Raw genomic sequence first — 19786 nt, 5'->3', positions numbered from 1 at the left:
GGGCACCGGTGGGCCGGGTTACGGCCCGAGCAGTCGGCGCACGGTTCGTTTGTCGAGAACGTCGGTGAGGGTGAACGTGAGCCCGCCGCGCCGCGCGCGGGTGACCAGCCGCGCGGCGTCGAGGCTGGTGGCGCCGAGTGCGAAGAAATCGTCGTCGAGGCCGATGACCTCGACACCGACGAGTTCGGCGATCAGCCCGGACAGCACCGTTTCCGGCGCTGTGCGCGCGTCGGTCTCGGATTCGGCGCGATCGTGCGCGGGTACGGGCAGGGCCGGAAAGTCGACCTTGCCGTTGGCGTTCAACGGCAGCGCATCCACCACGACGATCGATGCGGGCACCAGATGACTCGGCACGCGGTCCACGAGATAGGCGCGCAACGCGGTGGCATCGAGGGCCGCGCCCGCCGCGGGCACCGCATAGGCGATCAACCGGCGCGCACCGCCCCGCGAACTCGCGGTGACGGCGACCGCCGCGACATCGTCGGCCCGGGCGAGCGCGTCGGCGACCTCACCCGGTTCGACCCGAATCCCGTTGATCTTGACCTGATCGTCGATGCGTTCCACGAATTCGAGCAGGTCGTCGTCGCGACGGCGCACCCGATCGCCGGTGCGGTACATCCGTGTTCCCGGCGGCCCGAACGGATCGGCCACGAAGGCCAGTGCCGTGCGGCCCGGCATATCGAGATAGCCGCGCGCGAGTTGCGCACCGGCGATGTACAACTCGCCGAGGGCGACCGGCCCGAGCTTGGGATCGAGCAGCCGCAGTGCGGTGCCGTCGAAAGCGCGGCCGATCGGCACCGCACCGGGTTCGAGCGGGGCGCCCGGCGGTATCCGATGCAGGCAGCAGCCGACCGTCGCCTCGGTCGGGCCGTATTCGTTGTAGACCGTGACCCCGGGGTTGTCGCGCCGCCAGGCGTCCAGCGCCGACGACAGCAGCGCCTCGCCGCCGACGAGGAGGTCCGCGGTGGGCGAGCAGTGCGGGAATTCGGTGCGCAGCAACGTCACATGAGCGGGCGTGCCCTTCAGCAAGGACGGTCCCGGTCCGCTCGTATCCGCGGTGTCCAGTGTCGTGATCTCGACCGTGCCGCCGGTGACGAGCGGTCCGAAGACGCTGGTCACCGCGAGGTCGAAGGAGGGCGAGGTATGCAACGTCACCCGCCCGGTGAGGCCGGGATAGGTTTCGGCCGCCCGCGTCAGATAGGTGGCGAGCGCGGCGTGCTCGATGACGACACCCTTGGGCCGGCCTGTCGAGCCGGAGGTGAAGATGACATAGGCGATGTCATGCGGTGCGGGCATCGTTTCCGTTGTGCTGCTGCGGCTTTCGTCCTCGTCACCGATGCGGATGAGCCGCGCCGGACCCGCGTCCGGCGAACGATCGTCGGTGAGGACGAATCCGGCCCCGGCGTCGCGCAGGATCGATTCGATCCGCGGGAGCGGATCACGAACGCTCAGCGGTATGTATCCGGCGCCGGATCGAAGGACCGCCAGCAGCGCGACGACCAGATCGATCGAGGAGTCCAGGAGCACCGCCACCAGCCCTCCGCGTCGCACCCCGTGCGCGCGCAGCCGGTCCGCGAGCCGCGCCGAACGCTCGTCGAGCGCACCGTAGCTGAGCTGAATTCCCTTGTGTACGACGGCTGTTGCCTCGGGCGACCGCGCCACCTGCTGTTGGAACAGTTCGGCGACGGTGACCCGATTCGGGGTCACCGGTGCGGATCCGGTCATCGCCTCGACACCCCCGCCAGCAGCTCGAATACCGTCCGTGCGACCGTTTCGGACCGCAGCAGATCCTGTCTGCTCGTCGCGATCGGAATCGTCCACTCGGCAAAGCCCGGCTCACCGTCGCCCTCGATCGAACACACCGCCGTCGCCACCGACCAGGACGAACGCGGCGTGATCTGGTGTGCGGCACGCAGATACGCGGTGTAGGAACGGAATACATCGACCAGCTCCTGCCCGACATCCGCCGCCACACCCGCCCTCTCGAAGGCTATCCCGGTCTGCGCGCGATACAGCGCCAGCAACCGGTCGATCGTCGTACCCGGATCTCGATCCCATCGCCGGAGAATGTCATTCGCCGTGTCGATGACCTCGGCACGCTCGTCGGCCGACAGCGGCGACAGCGATCCGATGATCGCGCGAAAGTCACGATCCACCGAATCCTTGCTCGGCCGACCAGGATTGAAGACGACGGTCAGCGGCCGCAGCCCGCGCCGCCGCTCGATCTCATCGGCCACCGCCGACGCGAACACACTCCCCGCGCAATACCCCATGACGGCAACGACATTCGCGTCCTCGGAGTCGAGTTCCGTACTCCACCAGGCGATGTAGTCCTCGGCCGACGACCCGCTCGGAGGCTGGACCGCCTGCCACACCGTCAACGGCTCGGGAAACCTCGCGATGAGATCCCGAAACCCCGCCTCCACCCTGCTGGTCTGCTCGAAATCCACTGCCAGCACTACGGATTCACCCTCACCGACACTGAGTTGCCGCCACCCCGGCGGCACCCCGGATCGACTACGCATCACCAACGATTCCAAAACCATCGCCTCTCTGCGAGGATTCACGGAGCTTGCCGCCGATCACATTAGTTTCGGATGAAACTGTCGCCATAATGTTTGGATCATGAAAGACTCGCCCGCGCAGACGGCAAGATCACTTCTCGATCATTTCCCGAGCTCGAGCGCGGATCCGAGGACAGCGGGAGTTCACGCGATGCGCGGTGCAAGACTGGCGGACTTACCCTCGCACTGCGTCACAATAGACCCGACCGATCGGTATCGCATAACCATCCGAACTGGCACGACTCGCGAAACTGCCACCTGTGCAGGGCATTCGGTCGACAATGGAGGCTGTTCACCTCGAATTCCAGTGCTACATCTTGCTGATCCGCGGCCGAGACGACTCGGTCCCTGGAAAGGACAGTCCCATGGCGGATAGTGCGAAGAATCGGAAGTTCACCATTCTCTTCGACTGGTTCGATCAAGGTCGGGACGGCTACGTCTCCGAGGATGATCTCCAGCAGATGGCCACGCTGTTCATCGCGCTGCCCGGCGGCGAAGCCCCGCAGAAGGCACAGGCGTTGCGCGGTGCGTTCGACAAATGGTGGGGCCTGCTCCTTGCCGCGGGCGATGCCGACGGCGACGGCAGGCTGGAACGCGATGAGTTCATTCAAGTCATGCACTCGAGTGTCACGGCACCGGAGAACTTCGAGGGCGCGGTGTTGACCATCGCCGATGCCTTCATGGGCATAGTGGACACCACCGGCGACGGTTCGCTCAGCTTCGACGAGTACGTGCAGATGTACAAGGGCCTCGGCATCGACCCAGCCCACTCCAGCGACGCGTTCAGGCGGCTCGACCGCGACGGAGACAATGCGATCAGCTACGACGAATTCCGCACCGCCATCGTCGAGTTCTATCTCAGCGATGACGAGAACGCACCAGGAAACTGGCTCTTGGGCCCACTCGACTGATCGATTACAGACCGTGTACGAGGGGCGAGACAGCGTGGATCATGGAGACCCGCGGCGGCCGAACTGCTGTGTGTCCACTACCGCCAATGGCAATCACCGAGTGCCGCCGCTTCCGAACCTCCGTCAGCGAAGATGACCTGACCGGTCACGAAACGGTTGTCCGCGCTGGCCAGCCAGCAGATCAGCTCAGCGACCCATTCCGGCCGCCCCGGGAAACCACCGAACGGTTGCGGCGCAGCGGTTTCGACCGCCCTACGCACCTCATCGTCGGCGAAGATCCAGGCCGCCGCGGGCGTGTCGACGACACCCGAGGCAACGACATTGAGAGCAATACCGGAACCGGCCCACTCAGCGGTCGGGGCGACCTCGCGCACCCAGCGATTCAACGCACGCTTGGCGATCCCATAGCCACCGGCCACGCCACCACCGGATGGGTCGGCGTCGAGATAGGCGACAGCGGCGGCCTCTTTCCCGTCCAGACACGCCTGCACGATCCGTTCGTTCGACTGAGCCGTAACCGTTCGCGGCCAACCGCTCTCACGAACGTCCGAGTTGCGTGCCGACGTTCATCAGCACTCGCCCACACCCGGCATCATGAACGAGTGGAATCGACGCAACAGACCGAAACACAACACACTGCCGGAGAACGCGAGACACTCACCAACATCCTGGAATTCCATCGAAAAACACTGGCCCGCAAGTGTTCCGGACTCACCGCCGACCAGCTTCGCCTGCGGGCCGTGGAACCGTCGAAGTTGTCGCTGATCGGACTCGTCCGCCACCTGACCGACGTCGAGCAAGGCTGGTTCGACCGCATCCTGTCCGGCGGGGATACCCCGTTCCACTATTGGCACGACGATACCCCGGACGGCCGCGACTTCGACGTCGACGACGCTGACGTGGACGAATCACTCCGGTTGTGGCACAGCGCATGTGCCCGATCCCGCGAGATCGTCGATGCCTGCGAATCGCTCGACACCTCCCGTGTATATCAGCCGACCGGCGACCGCTACAGCCTGCGCTGGATCCTCACACACATGATCCAGGAATACGCCCGTCACAACGGGCACGCCGACCTCATCCGGGAGCGGATCGACGGCCAGACCGACACATAGAGCCGAACACCAAACACACGGTCCGCCAACATCTATACCGCTTACGGGTCGGCGACCAGACTCGATCCGCTACCTACGATCGGCCCGTTCGGTGTTCTGCGAGGAACGCGGCGAATTCGGTTTGCTGGTCCGCGGTCATGAGGGCTTTCGGGATGGAGAGAGCCGACAGTTTGCTGAGCACGAGATACCACACCTCCGAGGTTTCGACGGTGTGACTCAGCGCGGCCCATCGAATCCGGGACTCGACGAGCGGGTGGATGGTGGTGACTCCCTCATCGTCGAGGGTCACGTGGACCCCGTCCTTGGCGAGGCCGGACTGCTTCCGGATCGTTTGAGCGACGGTGATCGGCGGCATGGCCACCACCCAGAACACGCCGAGCCCCAGCAAGAAGTAGCCCATCAGCTCCGAAAACCCTTGCGCGAGAAACACAAGACCGAGCACCACCAGACCCACGCCCCCGATGTAGAGGGAGTTCAGCTGCGAACGCAGCACGAACTTCACCCCGCGCCGCCGTCGTTTCTTGTCATAGGGGACCCACATCGAGATCTGCACCGCGGCATCCTAGACCACGAAAATGCATCAAACGGAAATAGCGGACAACTGCCGCCGCTCTCCTACCCACACCGCCCGCCGGTCGTCGCGGACGTTTCGGATTCGATCACGGACCTCACACTAAAACCTGAACATCAGTTCATGTCCAGGGATAGGACGCGCGGCCCCACCTGCTCACCGAGCATGGCTGAGGCAAGCGAGCAGCCGCGTTCCGGTCCTTCGACCGAGCCGTAACCGTTGGCGGCCAACGGATCTCACGAACGTCCGATATAGCTGATGAGGGGCCGTTGGACAGAAGAGCTGTGCCTCACCGTGCGAGTAAGCAGCCTGATCGGTCGACGTCGCCGCAACGGCCTCGATAAGACGGGCGAGCGCCGAGCTTTGATCAGTTACGTTGCGGGACAGTCCGGTTCCGGTCGGTGCGCAGCCGTTGGTTTCACTGGAGTATGGCGTCAGCGGGTGGGTAGCCCGGCGCCAGCTCAGGAGGATCGAGATCGGGAAGCCGGTCGTTGCGCCGGGTCGTGAGATATCGGTCTGTGAGCACGTAGCACACGACGATGAGCAGCAGTGACCAGCCGAATGTGATCCGCAGGTATTCGAGGTCGCGGCCCAGTGCGGGCCAGTGGTCGAGTAGCCATTTGTCGTAGGTTATGAATCCGAAGATGGCCAGCCATGCGGGCCAGTTCCGGACCACGGAGTTGCTGAGCACGATCGTCAGCAGCAGGGGGAAGATGAACATCGAGTAGTACTGCTGTCCAAGGGTGCTGAGCAGGAACTCGGCGGTCATCAGCACTCCGGTGGTGGTGGCGACGAAGAACAGCTCGTCTCGCCGGTAATACCGATAGAGCAGCCACAGCGAGACCGCGACAACAGCCGCGAACAACGCTCGGATCAGCAGCGACATCCACGAGGGGATCCCGTAATAGAGCGCGTTTCCAGCAATGGAGGAGTTGAAGTAGTCCCGTGCCTGCGCACTGTAGGGCAGGGTTCGACGGAAGTACGCGACCGGGTCGGCCGACAACGGCCACGCCACTGCCGTAACAGCCAGTGGCACTACGGCCGCTGCAGCGATTGTCGCCCACTGCCTTCGAGCGGCAGCAATCAACAGCAGCGGGGCCAACGTCGGCTTGACCGTGATCGTCAGCCCGAGAACGATACCCGCTGCCACATCTCGCCGCTTCAACAACAGGTGCAAGGATGCGACTTCGGCCAGGAATGTCAGTCCGTTGATGTTTCCGAAAGTCAGTGTGTTGACCGTGGATTCGGATGCGAAGACCACGAAGTAGCAGATCGGCGCTGCCACAGACCGCAAGGAGTACCCGAACAGGCGAAGCAACAAGGCAGTGGCCCCGACCAGTGCGAGAGCGTTGATAAAGATGAAAACGTATCGTGCAGTGTGCTCTTGAAGCAGGCCCAGCGGCGACAACAGCAGCGTGGCCCCCGGGGAATACAGATAGTGCGGATCCACCCAGTCCAACTGCTCGGTGTAGACCGGCCTGTGGTGCAGGAACGCGTCGGCCGCGGCGTGAACGGGTTTGAAGTCGTCGGTGATGTCCCCGTGAACCGCGCGAACGAACACGACATCCAGCGCGGTGATCACGGCGAGCGGCCACGCAACCAGCCGTACCACCTGACTGCAGGTCAGTGACTGCACGGTGAAGAACCGGCCAGATGAGATTCGCGTGAGAAGCTCCACAGCCGAACCGTACACAGCCGTGCGCACCAACTCACCTCGATGATCAACGAACGTCCGATATTGTCGCATGCGCGCGTTGGGCGGCCGCCAAACCGGTTGGCCGCCAACGTCTCCGGAACGTCCGCATCTGCCGAGACGAGGGTGTTCGAAATGCTGCGAACGACCACCTGCAGGTCAGCGTTTCAGCTTGGCCACCTGCGCGGCCAGTAACCGATCCCCGAAAGCAATGCTCTCGGTGGGCAATTCGGGTCGATAGGAGAAAAGGTTGCCGTTGATGTATTCGACCACCGTGCGATTGCCAACTGTCACGAAACGTGCGACGGCGGCGGCGGTCGCACTGCCGCTGCTCCTGTTGCCCAGTTCCCGGATGTAGGACATCTCCCGCACCGAACCCACCCCCGCGATGTCCTTGATCACCGGCACTTCCCAGTCGATGGCCTGTTCCGACCCATCACGATTGCGCACCGAGATGTTCACGCTCGGGCACGCCCGCATGGTCGAGGCCAGCGTGTCGACGTCAACGGCGCGGTTCAAGACCGCGATCTCTACGTCGAAGCGGGGCTTGCCGTCGGCGGTCTCGACCCGGGCCAGCGCGGCCGCCAGCGGATCGGCTGCGACGATCGGAATAGCCGCGTTGCGCGCCGCGCACTCCGGCGTATTCCGGCCCGAGGCGACGCCTACGGTACCGAGCGCGACGGCATCGGCCGCCGGAGGCAGCACGTAGGTGATCTCCGGCGTCTCGACGGTACTCACGAGATACTCGGTCATCGGCCGCGGCGCGACTGTGGTGGTCGGAGCAGCGGCACTGGTCGCCGTCGCCGCTTCCTGACTGTTGGCACACCCCGCAGCAACCACCGTCGCCCCCACCAGCAATCCCGCGAAAACCATTCGGCGGCACGACATGACGCTCTGACCCCCCTGCAGATCCGAAACACAACCACTTCGTGGCTACCGCCGCAGCCTATCCTGCACTGGATCCGGAGCAATCGCCGGTCCGACTCGACAGGACCGATCCCACCGATCCCGTACGAGCATGCGTACCCCTGCGCGTCATCACGAATCCGTCGAAATCACACGTGACCCCCGAGTGTCGATAATGCCGCGACCCGCGCGCTCGACCAGTGAGATGCGCTGCGACGCAGAACATCCGCTCTATGCCGATGAGCGGTTGTCTCGGACAGTACCCGGGGCAAGGTTTCGGGTCCTTGGCTCGAGTTGGTGGCGTGGGCTTCACCGGTTGAAGGTGAGTGCGACGAAGCGGGTGATCGCCATGGGGGCTTCGTTGGGGTCGATGTCGCGGCGTGCCAGTTGCAGCAGAAGGCCCTCGACGAGGGGCAGCAGTCCGCGCGCATCGCGCAGCGCATCCTCGCGGGAGTGGCGGGTCGTGCTCGAGTGGAGGGCCGCAGCGATCGCGGTCGCGAGCCGATCGGAACCGGCGGACAGGCGGGACGACATGTCCGGATTCCGCGCGGCTCTGTCTCTGGAATACCCGATGTCCGATCACCTCAGCTGGTCGGACCTATGGTCGGCCAAGTGAAGCGGGCGGACCGGCAAGCTCAGCCAGATGGTCCACGATATCGGCCAGCGGCTTGCGAGTGTCGATCTCCACAGTCGCCGCCGACCGCAGCAATGGCTCGATCTCGGCCACGTCCGCGACGATGCGGCCACGCTCTTCCTCGGTTTTGCCGAACGGGTTGGTCTCACGAACCGCGATGCGCTCGAGCAACACATCCAACGGCGCACTGAGCAAAACCACCTGGTCGAGCCGCGGATAGAACTTGTATTGGTTCCACACCGCACCGGCGATGAACAGCGGTTCACCCGACTGCTCATGCTCGCTGATCAACGCCTCGATCCGCTCCTCGTTCCACTGCGGCTCGATACCGGCACCATCGGGCAGCGGCACCTGTTCGATCCACCCGCCGAAATCGGTGTCGACCACTCGATATCCCCGCCCTGCCAACAGATTCAGAGTCGAGGACTTCCCCGTGCCGGACATGCCTGTCACCAAGATCACCGTCACGCCCACATCCTACGGGCGCTGCCACCGGCTACCCGACCGCCGCAGCCGTTGTCCAACACTCGATCTCGCAAACACCCGATCATGCCGACGAGTGTGTGCTCGGCGGTATTGGTGTGCGCAGTTCAATTCTCCGCAGCCACAAGGGATCTCGCCCGGTTTCGATAACCTGTTCGGTGTGACGGACGAACGCGATGCGGTGACGATCTCCGGGACGGATGACGGACACGAGGAGGGAGGCGTACGGAGAAGGTCCCGCAGGAAGCGCGATCAACGCCCGTTCTGGCAGGAGTTGCCGCTGCTCGTCGTCACCGCGGCGGTGATCGCCGCGCTGGTGGTGAACTTCCTCGGTCGCCCGTATGTGATTCCGTCCCAGTCGATGGAGCCGACCCTGCACGGCTGTGCGGGCTGCACTGGTGACCGAATCTATGTGGAGAGACTGAGCTACGACTTCGGCAGCCCGCAGCAGGGAGACGTCGTAGTCTTCAAGGCACCGACCAGCTCCTGGGACCGGGACTGGCATTCCACCCGATCCCGGAACGCGATCATCGGTGGCATCGAGAACTTCTTCTCGATCTTCGGACTCGCCGCCCCCGACGAAAACGACCTCGTCAAGCGAGTGATCGCCGTCGGCGGTCAGACCGTGCAGTGCTGTGACGCTCAGGGAAATATCGAGATCGACGGCAAGCGGGCGAACGAGCACTACGGCCATTACACGTTCCCGTACCAGCCCGGCCTGCCCTTCGCGGTCAAGACCGCGGACGGGCTATCGGTCAACCCGGCCGGTCGGGAGTTCGGACCGGTCCGCATCCCCGAGGGATTCATCTGGGCGATGGGAGACAACCGCAACGAATCCCTCGATTCGCGAGGGCATATCGACGACCAGTACTCCGGCGCTGTTCCGATCAGCAACATTCGAGGCAAAGCGGTGTTCAGGATCTGGCCGCCGAACCGGATCGGACCGATTCACTAGCACGCGATAACTAGCCGCTGGTCGGGCGGTCGGCCCAGTGGAAGCCGTTGCCGCGCAGAGTGTGTCTGTTGTAACCGGTCTCCAGGCGCTGCTGACGCCGTCGTCATACGCTGCGGTCATGCCCAAGATCATGTTCACCAATTCGGACTCCGATAAGCCGTTCATCGTCTGGGTCGAGCCTTGGGCCCGGGATTACTGGCTGCGCCCGGGAGATGCGTTCACCATCGAGTACAACGAAAGCGACTTCGCCGAACAGGCGAACCTCGGTGCGGAGTTCGATGTGGTGTGGCACGACAAGGGCGTCACGGTCTGGCCGGCCTCCAGCCACGAGGTCGCGGTTCGCGATCGGTCCGGTACCGAACTCGAATGCGGCCACCAGCGTCCTACAGACAGCTGAGGCACTCCACTGCCGCTGGTGCGGGCGTTGGTCGATCGCCCCGATTGGTTGGCCGACAGCGCCTTCCAATGCGCGGTAGCCGAATAGTGCTGGCCTGACATTCAATCCACTGGCTGGATGGCGAAGTCGCGTTCACACAACGCGCTCGAGGCTCGGCTGAACATCCTCTACTGCCGAGACCCGCGCGGAGCGGAACGGCCAGCGCGGGCCTGCGGAAATCAGGGTGCTGAGCATGGTTGGGCCCGCCGGGCCCGGAGTTCTGGCCATCCGCTGACCACGCCAAACAGTTTGAAGATCAGATCAGCCGCCTGCGACGGCGTTGATCAGGTGGTGGGGTGTGTCCTCGCCCAGCATGTCGTGAAGATCGTCGGCGTCGGCGTTGGCCGCGGCGCTGCGCACGAACATGGCCTGCTCGTATTCGGTCAGGGCGGTTTCGATGTCGCCGGGGTGTGCGGCGATGGCCTTGCCCAGTTCCGCGCCGTCGTACAGGGCCAGGTTGGCGCCTTCGCCGTTGGGGGCCGCGAGGTGTGCGGCATCCCCGAGCAGGGTCACCCCCGGTATCCGGTCCCACCGGTTGTGCTCGACGGGCAGGGTGTAGATGGTGCGCAGGACCGGCGTGGTCTCCCCGCCGGTGACCAGAGCGGTGAGCTGCGGCGCCCAGCCACTGAACTCCTGCACGATCTGTGCGGTGGCCGCGGCGGAATCGGTGAAGTCGATACCGGCGAACCAATCCTGCGGTCTGGCGAGCATCACCCAGGTGTGGAGGTTTCCGCCGCGCTCCCGGTGGGCCAGGATCCCTTTACCCGGTTCCAGCACCATCATCGCTCCGCCGCCAACGGTTTCCGCGCTGGCAGGGTGCCGGGTGTCGGCGTCGAAAAGGTAGGTCTCGATGAACGAGAAGCCGGTGTACTCGGGTGTCGCGCCGGACAGTAGCGGCCGGACCCGGGACCAGGCGCCGTCCGCGCCGATCAGCAGGCTTGTGGTGGCGGTGATGCCGTTGGCGAAGGCCACCTCGTGGCGACCGTCGCCCAGGCCGCGAACGCCGGTGACTTTGTGGCTCCACCGGACGGTGCCGGCCGGGAGCGAGTCGAGCAGCATCTGCCGCAGTTCGCCGCGCTGCACCTCGGGTTCGGCGCCGGTGCCGTCGTCGGGCATGTCTCGCAGGAGGTTTCCGTTTCGGTCCAGGAGTCGAATCGCCTGACGTCCCTCCAGGATGAGCTTGCGGAACTCCTCGGTCAGGCCCGCCGTCTCCAGCGCGGGCTGGCCGTTGTAGTCGCGGATGTCGAGCAGCCCGCCCTGCGTGCGCGCCGACGGGGACGATTCCGCCTCGTAGACCGTGGACGGGATGCCGTGCACGTACAGCACGCGGGCGAGGGTGAGTCCACCGAGTCCGGCGCCGATGATCGTTACTGGAGTGGTCATAGGAACGAGGGTGCTCGCCGATGATTGCACCGTCCTTGCACCCGGCTTGCATCATGCCCGTGCATCGAGATACATCCGAAACAACCTGTGCCCATTGGTCGTCGGAGTATGTCGCGTAGCCGAGCGTAAGGCGCTCTGCATCGAGAAGTTCAGCACGCTGACGACAGGTCACCTCGAGTGATCTGTAGCCGCTGCGCGGACGTTCGATCGAGCACAGCTTATGACCCACAGTCGACCTTGCGAACGTCCGATTCGGCCGAATTCAGTGCGTGTTCTGCGTCCTCGCCGACGGTCCGAAAGTTGGTGGCGACTGTGATTCAGGGGATCAATACGTCGTGGTCGGTCTGCCGTGCGGGCGTGCTTGTCAGGCTGAGGAGTAGCCCGAAGCTGGTGAGCGCGGAAGCGGCGAGGTAGATGAGGCGTAGCCCGGCACCGGAGTCGGTGATGAATCCACCGAGCAGACCCGCGCAAGCCGCGGCGACCTGGTAGGCGGATGCGTTGACTGCCATGGACAGCGTAGGTGCCTCGGAGGCAGCGCTGATCACTCGCGCCTGCATACCGGGGATGATCGCGAAACCGAGCCCGCCGATCACCACAGCCGCCAGTGCGGCCGGCAGCGGCGAGCGAGCTGTCAGCCAGCCCCCCGCGAGGGCGACAGCGAGAAGGCCCAGCAGTACGGATTGAGATGTGCGGGGGTTCCTGTCATACAGCGCGCCACCAACGAGATTGCCGACCGTGGCTCCTATTCCGTAGCCGACCAGCAGTATCGGCAGGCGTGCGCTGGGATGCCCCGCAATATCTGTGAGAAGGGGGGCAATATAGGAGAAAACCATCAGCACGCCGACGTTACCGATCGCGGTGATGGCAAGCGCTACCAACACTGGTCGTCGCCTGATTACGCGCAGTTCGGCCACCGCCGATCTACGCGGTTCCTCAGGCGGTGACGTGATCAGCCCGGCCACCAGTACGAGGCAGACCAGACACGCGAGGCCGACGGTCAGAAACGCTGCCCGCCAGCCCCATTGGCCACCGATTGCCGTGCCGATGGGTGCGCCGACGATCATGGCCAGGTTCATTCCGAACGCCAGCCGGGCAACGGTAGTGGCCGACCGTCCGGGTGGTGCCGAGTGGACTGCGACCACTATGGCTTGCGCAAAGAACGTCGAGGTCACCAGTGCCGTCGCGACGCGCGCACCCAGCAGCGGTACCAACCCGGGGGCGAGCCCGGAGAGCACGTTGCCGATCGCGGCGATTGCGAGCAGGGTCAGCATCAACCGCTTCCGGTCGATGCCTGCGGTCATAGCGGTGAGAATCGGGCCTCCGACGATCATGCCGACCGCGTATGCCGTCACGACCAAACCCGCAGTCCCTAACGGAACTCCGAGACTTCCGGCCACCTCGGGAAGGATCCCCGCCACCACGAACTCACCGGTAGTGATGCTGAATATGCAGGACATCAAGATTGCTGTTCGAAGCATCTCGCTACGCTAAAGTCTCACACTGGTGTGAGAGTCAAGCAGCGATGCGCAGGAGAGGTCGATGAGGATCGGTGAGCTGTCGAATCGGACCGGTGTCAGTGTCCGTGCGCTGCGTTACTACCAGGGCAAGGGTGCGCTCCAGGCGGACCGGACGCCTGCGGGATACCGAATCTTCGATGACGCCGCCGTTCGAGCCGTCGACCACATCCAGACCCTGCTGTCCGCTGGTCTGGGCATGGATATCATCACGGAGATTCTCACTTGCAACTCGAGCGGCTCTCCGTTGCTCGACGGCTGCCGAGAACGTCTCATGCACGAGCGTCGGCGCATGACCGCCGATATTGATCGAATCAGCTCGGCACGAACGATTCTCGACCAACTGCTGGACAACCCCGTTCGGTGACCCGACAAGCTCCTCACAGAACAAACTACTTTGCCGCTGAGTGGGGTGGGGCCGGACACAGGCGATACGATTCTTCGCTCGTGACCATGGATCCACCACCAGACCTCACCGATCTCATCTGGTTGTTCGAGACAGAGCCGCGATGGCCGCACATAGAGGAGCTGTCAGAACCGTACAGCGACGCGGCGTACGAGGAACAGTTGTGGCCCTGCACGACTGCCATCTTTCGATTGCAGCGCAAGAATACGTGGGCGGAGATGGAGATCCACCCCGACCACGATCAAGTGCACCTGATCATCGGGGTAGGCGATGACCCGCTCGCTGATCTCGAACTCGCCAGTGTGCGAACAGTAGCGGTCGACAAGCGCTCCGGTCGCGAGCGGCTTCGGATCGACTTCACTGATCACACTGCCGCCAAAACACTGTGGCTTCAGACCAAGCCGGACATCAGCCTCCGGTGGGCGATGGACGCCAAGCCGTAGCGCGCGACCGGGGACAGGGCGGGCGCATACGCGAACGTCCTGTCATCAGCGTAAGGCGTTTTGAATCGCACCTATCATGCTGACTTCATTCGGAGCGAGTGCGCTGATAGCCGCGTATCGCGCTGTCCGTCCGGCCAGAGGCGACGGCCATACGATGACTGACATGGAACCGGTATCCATCCTCGCGCACCTGGATAGCGACTGTGCAAACTTCCGGGACTACGACCCCGAGAGATGTTTCGACCATGGTTACCGCTGGGCCGACACCAAACGCTTTTGGCTGGCGTCCGATGCACCCGATGATCGAAAGGTGCTGGCCGCCTTGATCGCTCACCCACAGTTTCTGGACACCTACGACGGTGGAGCGTCTATGACTGGCCGCGACATGGCCAATGGTGGAGCGCCCGCATAACTCCCGAGACCTATCGGGCCATCGACGAGGTGACCGCTCTCACGATCATCGACGCGTGGGCAAGTCCACTCGGCGACATCCCGGAGCCGCTCGAAGCGCATCTGCGACGGCAGGTCCGTATTCCGATCCGCGCAGCGACCAGGCAGAAGCCGACGCCGTGTGGGTCGAGGCCGAACGTGTGGCTGTCGCTCTCGACCGCGGCGCCTGTTGGCAGGCTTCCCCGCTGGCAGCACTGGAGTCGTGATGGAGCCGTATGACGCTGTGGGACTGGCATTGTCGGTCGCTGGCGAGGGACTGTCTGCAGGTGAGATGTCGATCGGTGCGGTCGTGTTCGATGACGAGCGGGTCCTCGGACGCGCTCACACCCAGGAGAAGGCGTTAGGCCGACGGATTGTGCATGCCGATCTTCTCGCAATGCAGCAGGCCGACGAGGCGTTGGGGTTCACTCGCCCGGCCGGAACTCTCACGCTCGCGGTGAATCTCGAGCCCTGCCTGATGTGTATGGGTGCGGCTATCACGTTGGGCATCCGCAGGGTGTGGTTCGCGCTCCCGTCGCCGAACGACGGCGCCGCCGCGTTGGTGGAGTCGTGGTCTCCTCCGCAAGAGCTGCCATTCTTCGCCAAACCACGCGAGATCAGGGGCGGCATCCGATCAGGCGAAGCACGGGAGCAGTTCGCCGCATACGCCGCTGGCGACGGCCCGCCAGGTATGCGCGCCTGGGCTGATGGGCTCGCACGCCTGTGAATAGCGATGGTAGCGTCACTCGTTCAGCCTTGGCATCCTGGGGGTTTCACGATCACCTGCCAGTTGTGTTCGGTGTGCCAGAGCACCTCGCCAACGATCGGCGCGTCTCTGGGGGGAAGCTGCGCATCCGGGGGAACTGCAGTAGCCCGGATGAGGCCGACTGCATCAGGCGCCTGGTCGATACGAATGAATACTCCGAACGGCTGCCGACCGATGACTGTGCCTGTCACGCGAGTGCCGATCGGCAACGCGGCAACGGTCACCGACCATGCACGACGTGCCCGTATCCCTAATTCCTCATCTTCCGGCCAGAAATATTCGCTCACTGCCCAAGGATGGCACCTCCGCCGAGAACGGCTGGCGTGGGCGGCATGGTCGCGGCGAGATGCCGACCAGGCGTAGATCCAGCCGTGCTCGTAGATGCGATGAACACCGCCCAAGCCGAAAAGGCCGCAGCCCAAAGCGAATTGGATCGGATGCCTCAAATAGGCCAGCTCTCGGCACTCGAATCCGAGAAGCTGATCGACGTGGCGCTGAATCTGGAGATCCGTTACCGGCCGCACGAACAGATCGCGGCCGTCAGCGTGTGCGTGGTTAATACTGGTGTCCAGAAGGGGACTTGAACCCCTACGCCCTTATCGGGCACTAGCACCTCAAGCTAGCGCGTCTGCCATTCCGCCACCCGGACCGGTGATACTCGGCAAGCGTAGCGCAACTATGCCGCTGAGGCGAAATCGGTTGGTCGTGACGTGGTTTCGGCCACAAACAGCGCTGCGACGGCCCGCGCCTGCCCGGCGGCAACCTGTCCGAACCGCGAGCGCCACCCGCTCCTGGTTCATGCGACGCGCGTGTCGTACGTCGCGCGGTGGGCGAGCACATCGTCCATATGCGTCTCGGCCCAGGTCTTGAGGCCGCGCATCATCTGGTGCAGTGAGAGACCGAGATCGGTCAGCTCGTAGGAGACCGTCACGGGCACAGTCGGTGTCACGGTGCGGGTGATCAGACCGTCACGCTCCAGAGAGCGCAGCGTCTGGGTGAGCATCTTCTGGCTGACGCCGGCCAGCAGGCGGGACAGTTCCGAGTAGCGCATCGACCGGGGCTCACCGGCACACTCGGCGCCCAGCTGATGCGAGCCGTCGCTGCCGAGCGCGGCCAGGATGAGCGCGACCCATTTGTCGGAGATCCGGTCGAGCAGTTTGCGGCTGGGACATGCCGCCAGGAAAGCGTCGTATGCCGCCTTGGTCTGTGCCCTCTTCTGGGCCGCCGTCATCGTTGTCATCGACCGCTCCTCTCACCCGCAGGTGTCTTACGCACTTCGAAGTGCGTACTTCCCGCCAGGAAGTTACCTACCAATACTGATGCAAGGAGCCATCAGGCACCACCATCCAGTTCGACACGAAGGCAAAGGTTTTGAGCACGCTCTCCGCTTCGCTTCCCGGCGGCACCCGAACCCTGGGCGACCTGACCGTCACCCGGTTCGGCTACGGCGCCATGCAGCTCGCCGGCCCCGGGGTCATGGGACCGCCCGCCGACCACGACAGCGCACTCGCCGTCCTCCGCGAGGCCGTCGACCTCGGAATCACCCACATCGACACCAGCGACGCCTACGGACCGCACATCACCAACCAGCTGATCCGTGAGGCACTGCACCCATACCCCGAATCGCTGCACATCGTGACCAAGGTCGGCGCGACCCGGGACCGAGAAGGCGGCTGGCCTCCGGCCCGACGGCCCGAAGACCTGCGCCGCGCCGTCCACGAGAACCTCGACACCCTCGGCCTCGACGTGCTCGACCTGGTCAACCTCCGGCTCGGCAATGCTGCGGGCACCCAATCCGGCTCCCTCGCCGAACCGTTCGAGACACTCGTCGAACTCCAAAACCAGGGCCTGATCCGACAACTCGGCGTGAGCAACGCGACGGCCGAACAGATCGCCCAAGCACAGGCGATCGCCCCGATCGTATGCGTGCAGAACGTGTACAACCTCGCCTACCGCCAAGACGACGAGCTGATCGACACGCTCGCCGAACAGGGCATCGCCTACGTGCCCTTCTTCCCGCTCGGCGGCTTCAGCCCCCTACAGTCTTCGGCGCTGTCGACCGTAGCCTCCCGATCGAAGTCGACGCCGATGTCGGTCGCCCTGGCCTGGCTGCTGCAGCGGTCGCCGAATATCCTGCTCATTCCCGGCACCTCATCGACAGCGCACCTGCGCGAGAACATCATCGGCGCGGGACTCTCACTCTCCGACACCGAGCTCGCCGAGCTGGACAAGATCGGCCACTAACCGCCGGGCGAGGTGCCGAGCAGTGGATCGTGAGCATGGCGGGCATGTTCGACCGGTACCGTCGGCACATGAAGGTAGAGCTGGATCGACGGGCGATGTTCGCGATGCTGGGGGCGATGACTTTCGGGGCGGCCGCGTGCGGTGGCGGGACCAAGCACGCCGCGGCGACTCCCACGCCGGTCCCCGCCGGCAGGGGGTCACTGCCGGATACGGTGATGATCGTTCGGCACGCGGAGAAACCGACCGGGTCGGGCAGTCCGCACGGGATCACCGAGGACGGGGAAAAGGATAAGGAGTCCCTCACGGTCCGTGGATGGACCCGAGCCGGGGCCTTGGTCGAACTGTTCGCCCCCCGAGCCGCCGACGGCACCCCCGCCCCGCTGCGGCCGGGACTATCCAGGCCCGCAACGATTTTCGCCTCCAACCCCGGCGGCGACGGAAGTAAGCGGCCGCAACAGACGGTGACTCCTCTCGCGCAGGCCCTGTCCTTGTCGGTGGACACCCGTTTCACCAAGGGCGGCGAGGCCGACCTGGTCGCGGCACTGCCGGGTGCCCAGGGTCCGGTCCTGATCGCCTGGCAGCACGAAAGTATCGGCGCCATCCTCGACCACCTGGGCGCCATCGATCCCGCTCCGCCGAACTCCTGGCCCGGAGCACGGTTCGACATGGTCTACGTCCTCACCCGCCAGGGCGACGGCTGGAGATTCACTCAGATCCCACAGTTACTACTCGCCGGAGATTCCCCCGCCCCCATCTCCTGACCGGCCACGGATACCGGACCTGTTCACCGGGGCGGGCGGATCGGACGCCCGCCCCCAGGAACGCCGCATACGATCTCACAAATATCCGATAGTGCCGGTTATGCGATATGGGGATGGCCTCAGGAGATATCGAACGCGGGGCCGTCTGCGGTATCGGCTACGGCCGGTTGTGGCGGATCCCAGCTACCGGTCCCGCCCGCCGCGGGCTTGTAGTTACAGGCCGCCTGGGAGAACCAATGGCCCGGCCGCACATCGGTGAAGGTGGTCGACCAGCGCGCCCCGTCCCGCACCATCCCCTGCAGCGGCGAATTCTCGTGGCCGAACCGTGCACCGTTGTGATACCAGGCCGTGGGCGCACTGGCGTCACCCGGGCAATAGGCGCTGATGGTGACGCTCTGCCCGGAAACCATCGCCTGGACGTCCTCGGTCACCGCGGATGCCGTTCCCGACGCCGCGATGGCGATCGTGGCGACACCTGCCGCGACACTACTGCGAATAGCCATCCGGACCAGCCGAGAGTCCGTTCTCACTACTCCGCTTCGAGTCATGTAGAAATGCTATCAGTGGCCCTGCTGGGTCCGGATCGACCGCCGAAAGGTGCAATACTCGACGTTTTCACAGAGTGAGAGGCTCGGTGTGGAACTCGAGATTTCGACGCTCGCGCAGCGTCTCGACGCTGTCGGCAAGCTCCGGGAGATGCCGAGCCCGTGGCTCGAGATCATGCACCACAACCCCTCCGCACCCTCTTCTACGGCCAGGCCGCCGACCTCTTCCCGGAGTACGTCCTCCTCGTCTCGAACGGGTCGGGCGAGCTGATCGCGCAGGCATTCGCCGCACCATTCCAGATGAGCGAGGACGAGCCCTTCGACGACGGCTGGGACGGTGTCGTGCGCCGCGCCGTCAGCACCCGGCTCGACGGGCGGACACCGAATGCGGTCTCGGCGATCGAGATCGCGATCCGGCCGGATCACCAGGGTAAGGGTTTGTCCGGTCGCATCCTGGCCGCACTGCGAGAGAACGTGTCCCGGTTGGGATTCCGCGAGTTGTTCGCACCGGTGCGGCCGAACGGTAAACAGGATCCCGGCCAACCGATGTCCGAGTACGCCTTCCAGGTGCGCGCGGACGGGCTGCCGTTCGATACCTGGCTACGCGTGCACGTACGCGCGGGTGGACGGATCGATCGGATCGCACCGCGCTCATTGGTCATCCCCGGCACCCTTGCCGAATGGCGCGGCTGGACGGGTCTGCCGTTCGATACCTCCGGCCCCGTCATGGCCCCCCACGCGCTGGCGCCCGTGCACTGCGACGTGGCCCAGAACCAAGCCGTCTACGTCGAACCGAATGTATGGGTTCGCCATCCGCTCACCACCTGACCCGACGAACACCCCTCGGGCGGCAACGACATACTCGACATGGCGCGGGAACGCCCAATCCGTCACTGAACCGACCACCTCGGCTGCATCAGGCAAACTCTACCTAACCTCGGCCATTCATTGTAATTGGTGACAACTGGTCGCTGAAATGGCGAAAGGTGCTCTGAGCTGCGATAATTCGATTTGTCTAGGATCGAAA

General features: G+C 64.5%; 25 protein-coding genes and 1 tRNA gene. 12 read left to right on the top strand and 14 right to left on the bottom strand.

The window, feature by feature from the left end; all coding sequences use genetic code 11:
* Positions 1 to 18: 18 nt before the first annotated feature.
* Together ACIA76_RS26305 and ACIA76_RS26300 are read right to left on the bottom strand one after the other, a co-directional pair.
* Positions 19 to 1725: a non-ribosomal peptide synthetase gene (locus tag ACIA76_RS26305; protein ID WP_397155125.1), complete on the bottom strand. Its 1707-nt coding sequence runs from the start codon at positions 1723 to 1725 to the stop codon at positions 19 to 21.
* On the bottom strand, positions 1722 to 2525 hold the full coding sequence (locus ACIA76_RS26300) for a hypothetical protein (protein ID WP_397155123.1): 804 nt from the start codon (positions 2523 to 2525) through the stop codon (positions 1722 to 1724). Before ACIA76_RS26300 ends, ACIA76_RS26305 begins: the two co-directional genes overlap by 4 nt.
* Positions 2526 to 2881: 356 nt before the next feature.
* Between ACIA76_RS26300 and ACIA76_RS26295 the strand changes: the two genes are divergently transcribed.
* A complete protein-coding gene (locus ACIA76_RS26295) occupies positions 2882 to 3475 on the top strand; it encodes an EF-hand domain-containing protein (RefSeq protein WP_397155122.1) in 594 nt (197 codons plus the stop codon).
* Between the two features lie 77 nt (positions 3476 to 3552).
* Here ACIA76_RS26295 and ACIA76_RS26290 read toward each other — a convergent pair whose 3' ends face one another.
* Positions 3553 to 3966 (bottom strand): SDR family oxidoreductase, encoded by a 414-nt coding sequence (locus tag ACIA76_RS26290; protein WP_397155120.1) that lies wholly within the window; start codon positions 3964 to 3966, stop codon positions 3553 to 3555.
* Between the two features lie 111 nt (positions 3967 to 4077).
* Here ACIA76_RS26290 and ACIA76_RS26285 point away from each other — a divergent pair, with 111 nt between their 5' ends.
* Positions 4078 to 4590, top strand: a complete 513-nt coding sequence (locus ACIA76_RS26285) for a DinB family protein (protein ID WP_397155118.1) — start codon at positions 4078 to 4080, stop codon at positions 4588 to 4590.
* Between the two features lie 73 nt (positions 4591 to 4663).
* On the opposite strand, the gene ACIA76_RS26280 is transcribed toward ACIA76_RS26285, so the two are convergent.
* The 5 genes from ACIA76_RS26280 to ACIA76_RS26260 form a co-directional block, all read right to left on the bottom strand.
* Positions 4664 to 5143, bottom strand: a complete 480-nt coding sequence (locus ACIA76_RS26280) for a YcxB family protein (protein ID WP_397155116.1) — start codon at positions 5141 to 5143, stop codon at positions 4664 to 4666.
* Positions 5144 to 5579: 436 nt separating this feature from the next.
* Positions 5580 to 6839: a glycosyltransferase family 87 protein gene (locus ACIA76_RS26275; protein WP_397155115.1), complete on the bottom strand. Its 1260-nt coding sequence runs from the start codon at positions 6837 to 6839 to the stop codon at positions 5580 to 5582.
* A 174-nt stretch (positions 6840 to 7013) separates the two neighbouring features.
* Positions 7014 to 7607 carry a hypothetical protein gene (locus ACIA76_RS26270; RefSeq protein ID WP_397155114.1) on the bottom strand — a complete coding sequence of 198 codons (594 nt, stop codon included), beginning with the start codon at positions 7605 to 7607 and terminating at the stop codon, positions 7014 to 7016.
* A 462-nt stretch (positions 7608 to 8069) separates the two neighbouring features.
* On the bottom strand, positions 8070 to 8333 hold the full coding sequence (locus ACIA76_RS26265) for a TetR family transcriptional regulator C-terminal domain-containing protein (RefSeq protein ID WP_397155655.1): 264 nt from the start codon (positions 8331 to 8333) through the stop codon (positions 8070 to 8072).
* A gap of 25 nt (positions 8334 to 8358) precedes the next feature.
* Entirely contained in the window at positions 8359 to 8862 is a 504-nt protein-coding gene (locus tag ACIA76_RS26260; RefSeq protein ID WP_397155113.1) for an AAA family ATPase, read from the bottom strand.
* A gap of 175 nt (positions 8863 to 9037) precedes the next feature.
* On the opposite strand from ACIA76_RS26260, the gene lepB reads away from it, so the two are divergent.
* Positions 9038 to 9832 (top strand): signal peptidase I, encoded by a 795-nt coding sequence (gene lepB / locus ACIA76_RS26255; RefSeq protein ID WP_397155111.1) that lies wholly within the window; start codon positions 9038 to 9040, stop codon positions 9830 to 9832.
* A gap of 118 nt (positions 9833 to 9950) precedes the next feature.
* The gene (locus ACIA76_RS26250; protein ID WP_397155110.1) at positions 9951 to 10229 is read left to right on the top strand and encodes a hypothetical protein; all 279 of its coding nucleotides are present in this window, start codon (positions 9951 to 9953) and stop codon (positions 10227 to 10229) included.
* Between the two features lie 300 nt (positions 10230 to 10529).
* Here ACIA76_RS26250 and ACIA76_RS26245 read toward each other — a convergent pair whose 3' ends face one another.
* A complete protein-coding gene (locus ACIA76_RS26245; RefSeq protein WP_397155109.1) occupies positions 10530 to 11651 on the bottom strand; it encodes an FAD-dependent oxidoreductase in 1122 nt (373 codons plus the stop codon).
* Between the two features lie 317 nt (positions 11652 to 11968).
* A complete protein-coding gene (locus ACIA76_RS26240; RefSeq protein ID WP_397155653.1) occupies positions 11969 to 13108 on the bottom strand; it encodes an MFS transporter in 1140 nt (379 codons plus the stop codon).
* An 82-nt stretch (positions 13109 to 13190) separates the two neighbouring features.
* Between ACIA76_RS26240 and ACIA76_RS26235 the strand changes: the two genes are divergently transcribed.
* The 4 genes from ACIA76_RS26235 (at position 13191) to ACIA76_RS26220 (ending at position 15170) form a co-directional block, all read left to right on the top strand.
* Positions 13191 to 13532, top strand: coding sequence for a MerR family transcriptional regulator (locus tag ACIA76_RS26235; RefSeq protein ID WP_397155107.1), 342 nt, complete (start codon positions 13191 to 13193; stop codon positions 13530 to 13532).
* Between the two features lie 80 nt (positions 13533 to 13612).
* The gene (locus ACIA76_RS26230; RefSeq protein ID WP_397155105.1) at positions 13613 to 14014 is read left to right on the top strand and encodes a hypothetical protein; all 402 of its coding nucleotides are present in this window, start codon (positions 13613 to 13615) and stop codon (positions 14012 to 14014) included.
* A gap of 163 nt (positions 14015 to 14177) precedes the next feature.
* The gene (locus ACIA76_RS26225) at positions 14178 to 14426 is read left to right on the top strand and encodes a hypothetical protein (RefSeq protein ID WP_397155103.1); all 249 of its coding nucleotides are present in this window, start codon (positions 14178 to 14180) and stop codon (positions 14424 to 14426) included.
* A 243-nt stretch (positions 14427 to 14669) separates the two neighbouring features.
* Positions 14670 to 15170 (top strand): nucleoside deaminase, encoded by a 501-nt coding sequence (locus ACIA76_RS26220; RefSeq protein WP_397155101.1) that lies wholly within the window; start codon positions 14670 to 14672, stop codon positions 15168 to 15170.
* Positions 15171 to 15193: 23 nt separating this feature from the next.
* Here the strand turns inward: ACIA76_RS26220 and ACIA76_RS26215 are convergent, their stop codons facing one another.
* The gene (locus ACIA76_RS26215; protein ID WP_397155099.1) at positions 15194 to 15496 is read right to left on the bottom strand and encodes a hypothetical protein; all 303 of its coding nucleotides are present in this window, start codon (positions 15494 to 15496) and stop codon (positions 15194 to 15196) included.
* Between the two features lie 99 nt (positions 15497 to 15595).
* Here ACIA76_RS26215 and ACIA76_RS26210 point away from each other — a divergent pair, with 99 nt between their 5' ends.
* On the top strand, positions 15596 to 15793 hold the full coding sequence (locus tag ACIA76_RS26210; RefSeq protein WP_397155097.1) for a hypothetical protein: 198 nt from the start codon (positions 15596 to 15598) through the stop codon (positions 15791 to 15793).
* Here ACIA76_RS26210 and ACIA76_RS26205 read toward each other — a convergent pair.
* Together ACIA76_RS26205 and ACIA76_RS26200 are read right to left on the bottom strand one after the other, a co-directional pair.
* Positions 15772 to 15858: transfer RNA gene (locus ACIA76_RS26205), tRNA-Leu, on the bottom strand. The two genes, ACIA76_RS26210 and ACIA76_RS26205, sit on opposite strands and share 22 nt — an antisense overlap.
* Positions 15859 to 16005: 147 nt before the next feature.
* Positions 16006 to 16449, bottom strand: a complete 444-nt coding sequence (locus ACIA76_RS26200) for a winged helix-turn-helix transcriptional regulator (RefSeq protein WP_397155095.1) — start codon at positions 16447 to 16449, stop codon at positions 16006 to 16008.
* 131 nt (positions 16450 to 16580) lie between these two features.
* On the opposite strand from ACIA76_RS26200, the gene ACIA76_RS26195 reads away from it, so the two are divergent.
* Entirely contained in the window at positions 16581 to 17453 is an 873-nt protein-coding gene (locus tag ACIA76_RS26195) for an aldo/keto reductase family oxidoreductase (RefSeq protein WP_397155093.1), read from the top strand.
* Positions 17454 to 17521: 68 nt separating this feature from the next.
* Positions 17522 to 18214 carry a histidine phosphatase family protein gene (locus ACIA76_RS26190; protein ID WP_397155092.1) on the top strand — a complete coding sequence of 231 codons (693 nt, stop codon included), beginning with the start codon at positions 17522 to 17524 and terminating at the stop codon, positions 18212 to 18214.
* 119 nt (positions 18215 to 18333) lie between these two features.
* Here ACIA76_RS26190 and ACIA76_RS26185 read toward each other — a convergent pair whose 3' ends face one another.
* Positions 18334 to 18717: a hypothetical protein gene (locus ACIA76_RS26185; protein WP_397155090.1), complete on the bottom strand. Its 384-nt coding sequence runs from the start codon at positions 18715 to 18717 to the stop codon at positions 18334 to 18336.
* 204 nt (positions 18718 to 18921) lie between these two features.
* On the opposite strand from ACIA76_RS26185, the gene ACIA76_RS26180 reads away from it, so the two are divergent.
* Positions 18922 to 19587, top strand: a complete 666-nt coding sequence (locus ACIA76_RS26180; protein ID WP_397155088.1) for a hypothetical protein — start codon at positions 18922 to 18924, stop codon at positions 19585 to 19587.
* The last annotated feature ends 199 nt before the right edge of the window (positions 19588 to 19786 follow it).

Source organism: Nocardia sp. NPDC051570 (genome assembly GCF_044454005.1).
GTDB lineage: Bacteria > Actinomycetota > Actinomycetes > Mycobacteriales > Mycobacteriaceae > Nocardia.
Note: the sequence above shows the minus strand (reverse complement) of the source record. Positions and strands in the feature narration are given on the sequence as shown.

Coding starts and splice junctions, on each gene's coding strand:
- ACIA76_RS26305 (WP_397155125.1), bottom strand. CDS start 1,725: ATGACCGGATCCGCACCGGTGACCCCGAATCGGGTCACCGTCGCCGAA.
- ACIA76_RS26300 (WP_397155123.1), bottom strand. CDS start 2,525: ATGCGTAGTCGATCCGGGGTGCCGCCGGGGTGGCGGCAACTCAGTGTC.
- ACIA76_RS26270 (WP_397155114.1), bottom strand. CDS start 7,607: ATGACCGAGTATCTCGTGAGTACCGTCGAGACGCCGGAGATCACCTAC.
- ACIA76_RS26250 (WP_397155110.1), top strand. CDS start 9,951: ATGCCCAAGATCATGTTCACCAATTCGGACTCCGATAAGCCGTTCATC.
- ACIA76_RS26245 (WP_397155109.1), bottom strand. CDS start 11,651: ATGACCACTCCAGTAACGATCATCGGCGCCGGACTCGGTGGACTCACC.
- ACIA76_RS26240 (WP_397155653.1), bottom strand. CDS start 13,108: ATGTCCTGCATATTCAGCATCACTACCGGTGAGTTCGTGGTGGCGGGG.
- ACIA76_RS26235 (WP_397155107.1), top strand. CDS start 13,191: ATGAGGATCGGTGAGCTGTCGAATCGGACCGGTGTCAGTGTCCGTGCG.
- ACIA76_RS26225 (WP_397155103.1), top strand. CDS start 14,178: ATGGAACCGGTATCCATCCTCGCGCACCTGGATAGCGACTGTGCAAAC.
- ACIA76_RS26220 (WP_397155101.1), top strand. CDS start 14,670: ATGGAGCCGTATGACGCTGTGGGACTGGCATTGTCGGTCGCTGGCGAG.
- ACIA76_RS26210 (WP_397155097.1), top strand. CDS start 15,596: ATGAACACCGCCCAAGCCGAAAAGGCCGCAGCCCAAAGCGAATTGGAT.
- ACIA76_RS26200 (WP_397155095.1), bottom strand. CDS start 16,449: ATGACAACGATGACGGCGGCCCAGAAGAGGGCACAGACCAAGGCGGCA.
- ACIA76_RS26190 (WP_397155092.1), top strand. CDS start 17,522: ATGAAGGTAGAGCTGGATCGACGGGCGATGTTCGCGATGCTGGGGGCG.
- ACIA76_RS26185 (WP_397155090.1), bottom strand. CDS start 18,717: ATGGCTATTCGCAGTAGTGTCGCGGCAGGTGTCGCCACGATCGCCATC.